The following is a 237-nucleotide window of genomic DNA, read 5'->3' as shown; positions in this document are numbered from 1 at the left end:
GCTTGGAGTACTTAAGCAGATCGGTTTTGAAGCAGAAGTATCTCCTCTGGAAGAGTTTGCTTCCTCTCTGAAAGGTACGGAAGATGAGCGTATTAACTTGATGGCTGATTTTGCTTCTTGTTTTTTACTAGATAGTCGAAGTTCGGCTTTACCTTATGCCTCGTATTTTCTTGGAGAGGACAAGTTGCTGTATGGCGATGCTAATGCACGCATGACTGAGTTTTTACAGGGTAACCA

1 protein-coding gene is annotated in these 237 nt (G+C 42.6%); it reads left to right on the top strand.

The genetic code is table 11. The features are described 5' to 3' along the window. Positions 1-237 (top strand): molecular chaperone TorD family protein (locus FQ664_RS26925; RefSeq protein WP_178091133.1); only part of this gene is annotated, 237 nt, incomplete at both ends.

The sequence above is a fragment of the Pseudomonas persica genome (assembly GCF_900291015.1).
Taxonomy (GTDB): domain Bacteria; phylum Pseudomonadota; class Gammaproteobacteria; order Pseudomonadales; family Pseudomonadaceae; genus Aquipseudomonas.
Note: the sequence above shows the minus strand (reverse complement) of the source record. Positions and strands in the feature narration are given on the sequence as shown.